We start from the raw sequence: 7,026 nt of genomic DNA, 5'->3' as shown, positions 1-7,026 counted from the left end.
GTGACCGGCTGGGCCGCGCGCAGGGCGGGCCGTGCTGCCAGGTCGGCGGGGGTCGGCGCAGCGTGCGCCGCCGCGGGGGCGGGCCGGGTCGCGGTGGCCTTGCCATCCGTCACTGTCGTCACCACTTTCGAAGTTCGCGGGCTCGTGCCCGAATCAGGTACAAAAAAACCCCTCGTCCGCCGTGGACATGAGGGGCAGCGTGCGAGCTCCGGTCGGAGCCAGCACGCTAGGGGAGTACGAGGATTCGGGCCACGGACCCACAGTCCACCACCCCGCACCGGGTGTCAATCGGTCCCGCCTGTCATCTCGCCATCCGGACGTGACGTCCGTCTCCCGGACCACTCGGCACACACGCCACAGCGGTATGCCGAGTGGTCGCCGCGCTCAGCCGCAGACCGCACCCTTGGACGCGCTCCCGACCAGCCTGCGGTACTTGGCGAGCACGCCCCGGGTGTACTTCGGCTCCGGGTGGGTCACGCCGGCCGCCCGGCGCCGGGCCAGCTCCTCGTCCTCGACCAAGAGGTCGAGGGTCCCCGCGGCGACGTCGAGCCGGATCCGGTCGCCGTCGTGGACAAAGGCGATCGGCCCCTCGTCGACGGCCTCCGGGGCCACGTGCCCGACGCACAGGCCGGTGGTGCCTCCCGAGAACCGGCCGTCGGTGAGCAGAAGCACGTCCTTGCCGAGCCCGGCGCCCTTGATGGCACCGGTGACCGCGAGCATCTCGCGCATGCCGGGGCCGCCCTTGGGTCCCTCGTAGCGGATCACCACGACGTCGCCCTTGCCGAGCGCGCCGCCCTCGACCGCATCCATCGCGGCCCTTTCGCCGTCGAAGACCCGGGCAGTGCCCTCGAACACGGACTCGTCGAAGCCCGCGGACTTCACGACCGACCCCTCCGGCGCGAGCGATCCGGTCAGGATGGTGAGGCCGCCGGTCTGGTGCATCGGGGTGTCGAGAGCCCGGATGACCTTCCCGTCGATGTGCGGGGGGTTGAGTTCCTCGAGGTTCTCGGCCATCGTCTTGCCGGTGACGGTGAGGCAGTCGCCGTGCAGCAACCCGGCCTCGAGCAGGGTCTTCATCACCACGGGGATGCCCCCGATGTGGTCGATGTCCTTCATGACGAACTGGCCGAACGGCTTCACGTCCGCCAGGTGCGGCACCTTGGCGCCGACCCTCCTGAAGTCCTCGATGGTCAGGTCGACCTCGGCCTCGTTGGCGATGGCGAGCAGGTGCAGGACCGCGTTGGTCGAGCCGCCGAAGGCCATCACGACCGCGATGGCGTTCTCGAAGGCCTCCTTGGTCATGATCTGGCGCGCGGTGATCCCCCGGCGGAGCAGCTCGACCGCGGCCTCGCCCGACTTGCGCGCGAAACCGTCGCGGCGCCGGTCGGTGGCCGGCGGGGCGGCCGAGCCGGGCAGCGACATCCCGAGGGCCTCGGCGACCGCAGCCATCGTGTTGGCGGTGTACATCCCGCCACAGGCGCCCTCCCCCGGACAGATGGCGCGCTCGATCGCGTCGACGTCCGACTCGGGGATCTTCCCTGCGGCGCACGCACCCACCGCCTCGAAGGCGTCGATGATCGTGACCTCCTTCTCGGTACCGTCGGAGAGCTTGGCGATGCCGGGCAGGATGGACCCGGCATACAGGAAGACCGAGGCGAGGTCGAGCCGCGCGGCCGCCATCAACATCCCGGGCAGCGACTTGTCGCACCCGGCGAGCAGCACTGAGCCGTCGAGGCGTTCGGCCTGCATGACGGTCTCCACGGAGTCGGCGATGATCTCGCGGCTCACCAGCGAGAAGTGCATCCCCTCGTGCCCCATCGAGATGCCGTCGCTGACGCTGATCGTGCCGAACTCGAGCGGGTAGCCACCCGCCGTGTAGACACCGTCCTTGACCGCCTTGGCGAGCCGGTCGAGGGACAGGTTGCACGGCGTGATCTCGTTCCACGAGCTGGCCACGCCCACCTGCGGTTTGGCGAAGTCGTCGTCGCCCATCCCGACCGCGCGCAACATGCCACGGGCCGCGGCCTTCTCGATCCCGTCCGTGACGTCCCGGCTACGGGGCTTGATGTCGATCTGGGTCTGCGCGGAGCTCACGTCGGCACTCATGCCGAGGATTGTATGGCGGACCGTCCGGTCCGTGGACGGGCGTCCCGGATCGCGGGCGTCACCCGACCACGTCAGGTGCCCCTGTCCGCCATCCGCTCGGCGAGCTGCGCGAAGGACTCCTTGACCATGTCGGCGTAGAGGTTGGCGCCCTCGATCCCCGGGTGGACGTGGTCGGACTGCAGCATGCCGGGATGGGCCGAGATGGTCTGGTGCCAGTCGGCGATGATCACGTTGGGGTAGCTGCTCGCGATCTCGGCCAGCGCCGCGTTGGCGTCGGGGATCCAGTCGCTCACGCCATACAGGTTGACCAACACGATCATCCGGTCCGGGCCGAGCGCATCGAGCACGTCGCGGACGGTCTGCCGGTCGGCGATGCCGCCGTTGGTGCCGAAGTCGAGGATGACGGCCTGTCGGACGGTGCCCTCGGCGAGGCGCTGCTGCACGGCGGCCCTGCCGTCGGGCCACTGCCGGTTGGACTTGGCGTCCATCATGATGCCGGGGAACCGGTCGGCGAGGCCGGTGGCGCTCGTGACCACCAGGGAATCGCCGAAGGCGGTGATCTGCCTGCCGGTCGGGACGCGAGCGGAGCGCTTCGCCGCCGCCGTGCCGGACTCGTTCTTGGCCGCCGACGGCTTTCCGGAAGACGGGCTCGTGGCGCGTTGCCCCGAGCGCTCCGTCGTCGGAGAGGGTGCCGCATTCGGCGTCTCGTTGGCGCGGCCGGCGGTGCCGGTGGGGTTCGGCGTCGTCACGTGCGACGGTGACGGGTCGGCAGTGGACCGCGCGGTCAGCTGCTCATTGGCCTCGATCTGCCGTTGCACGGAGGACTTGTCCGGGGCTGCGGCAATGGCCACACCGCAGGCGGAGACGAGCAACAGGGTCGTGGCGGCGGCGATCTTGGGGACGCGTGCGCGCGGCCAGGACTGGCGCAGCCCGCCGGCGAACTCACGCAGCGCACCCGCGAAGCCGAGTCGCCGCACCGGCACCTCGAGCCACCGGTAGGAGGCAGCCGACACCGCGAGCGTCACGGCGAGGGCCAGGGCCCGGCCGAACCAGGACAAGCGCGAGTCGGGCACTGTTGCCGGCAGCGCCTCGGTGACGATGAGGATCACCGGCCAGTGCCACAGGTAGATGCCATAGGAGCGCTCGCCGACCCAGACCACCGGTCGCAGCTCGAGGACCGACCGGAGCGGGCTCGGGCCGGCGAGGAGGCAGGCGATCAGACCGGCGGTCAGCAGGCTGCCCAGCAGGATCCCGCCGCGGAAGGTCAGCACCGTCGACTCGCGCAAGCCGAACATGAGCCCGGCCAGACCCGCCAACATGGCCAGGGACGCCGGCGTCCGCCACCGCGCCCAGCGCTGCTCGGTGAGCAGGCTGCCCTCGGGCGAGGACCAGAAGAACGCCAGGCCCACGCCGATCATCAGGCCGAACAGGTGGGTGTCGGTGCCGTAGTAGACCCGGGTCGCATCCTGTCCGGGGCTCACCAGCAGCCCCATCAGCAGGGCCGAGGCGCCCGCGAGCCCCAGGGCGATGGCGATGCGGTGCCGGGAACTCGGCACCAGCGCGAGGATGATGGCCAGGGCGATCGGCCAGAAGAGGTAGAACTGCTCCTCCACCGCCAGGGACCAGAAGTTCACGAAGAGCTGCGGTGCGGTCTGCGAGAAGTAGCTGGATCCGGCCGAGATCTCGAGCCAGTTGTTGCTGAAGGTCAGCGCGCCGAGCACCTGGCGACCGATGTGGACCAGCAGGTCGCCCTCGGTCAGGGCCGCCGCGGGCACGGTGACCAGGACAACCAGGGCGATGGCAGGGATCAACCGGCGCGCGCGGCGCAGCCAGAAGGACGGAAGGTTGAGCCGACCGTGCGACCGCAGCTCACGGATCAGCAGGGTCGTGATGAGGAAACCGCTGAGGACGAAGAAGACGTCGACGCCGAGGAATCCCCCGGGCAGAGTCTGGGAGCGCAGGTGGAAGATCAGGACCGCCAGCACCGCGATCGCGCGCAGCCCGTCGAGCCCCTCGATGCGACCGGTCTGGTGCCGGACCCTCGACCCATCCGCCATGACTCGCCCTTCGACCCCTCGGTGCGGCCTTACCACTGGTGTCAAGCGTAGGGGCGGAGCCCTCTGTTCACGGGGAGGCGCACCGGGCCGGCCGCGCGTGTCCCTCCCCGGTCAGGGAGGAGTCGCGGGACTCTCGGTGGACCGTCAGCCACCCGCGACCGACGGCAGGACGTGCACCACCGCGCCCGGCATGACCACCGTCTGCAGGCCACTGCCTCTCCGCACGTCCTCGCCATCGACGAAGAGGTTGACGTGCCGGCGCAGGGCGCCCGTCTCGTCGCGTAGCCGCCGGACCAGCTCGGGCCAGCTGTCGCTGAGGGCACTGAGCAGCTGGTCCAGGGGCACTCCGGCCTCGTCCACGGCGACGCGCAGCTCACCGGCGCCCCCGGCCAGGTCCCGCAGGACTCCCGGGATCCGCAGTCGCACCTCTCCCGTCACGGTCCGTGTCATTCGTCCCTGCCCTGGGTCACTGGTCGCGCTCCTGGATACCCCGCCGCCGCTCATGGCAACGCGGCCGCGCGGACACACAACACGTCCGGCAGCTGCTCGGCCAGGCGCTCGAAGCTGCGCCCAGCGTCGATCGAGACGAAGACGTCACCGTTGCGGGTGCCCACGTAGACGCCCGCCTCGTGGTGGTCGTCGATGGCCGCCGCGTCGCGCAGCACACAGGTGTAGGAGGGGTGTGGCAGGCCGTTGCTCTGCTTCTGCCAGGTGCCGCCCGCATCGGTGGAGTGCTGCAGCTGCAGCTCGGCCTCCGGTGGGATGCGCTCGCCGTCGGCGACGACCGGCACGACCCACAGCTCGTCGCCATGGCTCGGGTGAGCCAGCACCGTGAAGCCGAAGTCGGTCGGCAGGCCGTCGGCGATGGAGGTCCAGGTCTGTCCGCGGTCGTCGGATCGGTAGACGCCGTGGTGGTTCTGGGCGTAGAGCCGCGTCGGCGTCGAGCTGTCGCGCGCCACCTTGTGCACGCACTGTCCGAACTCCGGCCACGGGTCGGGGTTGTAGGGCGCCTTGATGCCCTTGTTGGCCGGAGACCACGACTTGCCGCCGTCACCCGTCGTGTAGACACCCCCGGTGCTCATGGCGACCACCATCGAGGCCGGGTCCTGCGGGTCGGGCAGGACGGTGTGGATCGCTCCTCCGCCGAAGCCCTCGCCCCACTCCGTGCGGTGCGGGTGGTCCCACAGCCCCTGCACGAGCGAGAAGCTCTGACCACCGTCGGCGCTGCGCCACAGGGCGTGCGGCTCCGTGCCCGCCCAGACCACGTCGTCGTCGGTCGGGTCCGCGACGATCTGCCAGACGCGTTCGAGCGCCGCCCCGGTCTTCTCCGGGAACTGGATGGCACCGTGCGGCGTCTCCTCCCAGGTGCTGCCCAGGTCGTCGCTGTGCAGGACGGTCGGCCCCCAGTGTTCGGAGCGGGTCCCGACCAGCAGTCGCCGCCGGCCGGCACGGGTGTCGATGCCGATGCTCGGCACCTCGTGCATCAGGAAGTGCGGCCCGTCCAGGGCCCAGCTTCGGCGGTCGCTGCTGTGGGCGAGCCAGAGCCCCTTGCGGGTGCCGATCGCCACGAGTGTCTGCGTCATCCCCACAGTGTGACGTGGGCCACTGACAGGTGCCAGATCTTTCTCGGCGCAACCCGGCGCCGGCTCGTCAGGCCAGGTGCCCGACCCGTCAGGCGCCGTGCACCACGTTGCGCAGCGGACGCCCAGAGGCGAAGGCCTCGAGCTGTTCGCGCAGCAGTGCCGCCGCACGCGGTGGGAAGGCGGACGTCGCGCCCCCGATGTGCGGCGTGACGAGCACACCCGGGCTCCTCCAGAGCGGGTGGCCGTCGGGCAGCGGCTCGGGTTCGGTGACGTCGAGCGCCGCCATGACCCGGCCGCTCGCGGTGGCTTCCAGCAGCGCGTCCGTGTCGACCACCGGGCCGCGTGCGACGTTGACCACGAGGGCGCCGTCGGGCAGTGCAGCGAGGAACTCGCGGTCCACGAGGTGCCGGGTGGACGGGGTCAGGGGCACGATGAGCACGACCACGTCGTGGCGCGGCAGCAGGGCCGGCAGCTCGTCGATGCCGTGCACGTGCGGGACCAGGTCGTCGCCGGACCGGGCGCGGGTGGCCACGGCCGTCATACTCGCCTCGAACCCGTCCAGCCGCCGCGCGATGGCGTGGCCGATCGATCCGTAGCCGATGATCAGGACCTTGCGGTCGGCGAGCGAACGACGCGTGTGGTCGGGAGCCCACGTGGCCTGTTCCTGGGCGCGGACGAACTGCGGTATGCCGCGCAGCGACGCCAGCATGAGGGCCACCGCGAGCTCCGCGGTCGACGCGTCGTGGACGCCGGTCGCGTTCGCCAGCTGGACCCCCTCGGGCACCATCGGCAACACGTCCTCATAGCCCGCCGACATCAGCTGGACCGCCCGCAGGCGGGGCAGCTCCGACAACCTCGTGAGCACGCTGCGGTCGCCCATGTAGGGCGGGACCACGAGCTCCGCCTCGGCCAGCCGGCTGGGGTCGGAGACGATGTCCCACGCGATCGGCTCGATCCCGGCCACCGGCCCGACGTCCTCGATCCAGCCCTCGTCCGGAAGCGTCACCACAGTCATGGCCCTGACGGTAGCCCGGTGCGCCCCGGGGGCGGGCACCGAGTCCGGTCCTCGGCCGGGCCTGCCCCCTGCCGGGCCAGGTCGCTCCGTCTCGCTCCGGGATGGGCCCGGGATGGTCCGGGTCACAATGGGCCATGTCCTCCAGGATGTTGGCCCTGGCCGCCGCTGCCACCGTGTTCGCGCTGTCCGCGTGCTCGGGCGGGCAGCCGTCACCCTCGAACGGGACGCCCGGTGCCGGGCCGGCCCCGGGCGTCCCGTTCGAGGG

The 7,026-nt window shown here is 71.3% G+C and carries 5 protein-coding genes; all 5 read right to left on the bottom strand.

Annotated features, from left to right (window positions below; translation table 11 throughout):
* Nucleotides 1-384: 384 nt before the first annotated feature.
* The 5 genes from ilvD to FRW57_RS14790 all read right to left on the bottom strand — a co-directional run bounded on the left by ilvD (nucleotide 385) and on the right by FRW57_RS14790 (nucleotide 6,761).
* Nucleotides 385-2,106, bottom strand: a complete 1,722-nt coding sequence (gene ilvD, locus FRW57_RS14810; protein ID WP_137123183.1) for a dihydroxy-acid dehydratase — start codon at nucleotides 2,104-2,106, stop codon at nucleotides 385-387.
* A 71-nt stretch (nucleotides 2,107-2,177) separates the two neighbouring features.
* Nucleotides 2,178-4,163, bottom strand: coding sequence for an acyltransferase family protein (locus tag FRW57_RS14805; protein ID WP_152186351.1), 1,986 nt, complete (start codon nucleotides 4,161-4,163; stop codon nucleotides 2,178-2,180).
* Nucleotides 4,164-4,307: 144 nt separating this feature from the next.
* Complete coding sequence (locus FRW57_RS14800) at nucleotides 4,308-4,613, bottom strand: MoaD/ThiS family protein (protein ID WP_152186350.1); 306 nt, start codon at nucleotides 4,611-4,613, stop codon at nucleotides 4,308-4,310.
* 50 nt (nucleotides 4,614-4,663) lie between these two features.
* Nucleotides 4,664-5,746, bottom strand: a complete 1,083-nt coding sequence (locus tag FRW57_RS14795) for a WD40/YVTN/BNR-like repeat-containing protein (RefSeq protein WP_137123180.1) — start codon at nucleotides 5,744-5,746, stop codon at nucleotides 4,664-4,666.
* A gap of 88 nt (nucleotides 5,747-5,834) precedes the next feature.
* Nucleotides 5,835-6,761, bottom strand: coding sequence for a 2-hydroxyacid dehydrogenase (locus tag FRW57_RS14790; protein WP_137123179.1), 927 nt, complete (start codon nucleotides 6,759-6,761; stop codon nucleotides 5,835-5,837).
* Nucleotides 6,762-7,026 lie beyond the last annotated feature (265 nt).

Source organism: Segeticoccus rhizosphaerae, from assembly GCF_009192725.1.
In the GTDB taxonomy this organism is placed as follows: domain Bacteria; phylum Actinomycetota; class Actinomycetes; order Actinomycetales; family Dermatophilaceae; genus Segeticoccus; species Segeticoccus rhizosphaerae.
This window is presented reverse-complemented; position numbering and strand designations above follow the sequence as displayed.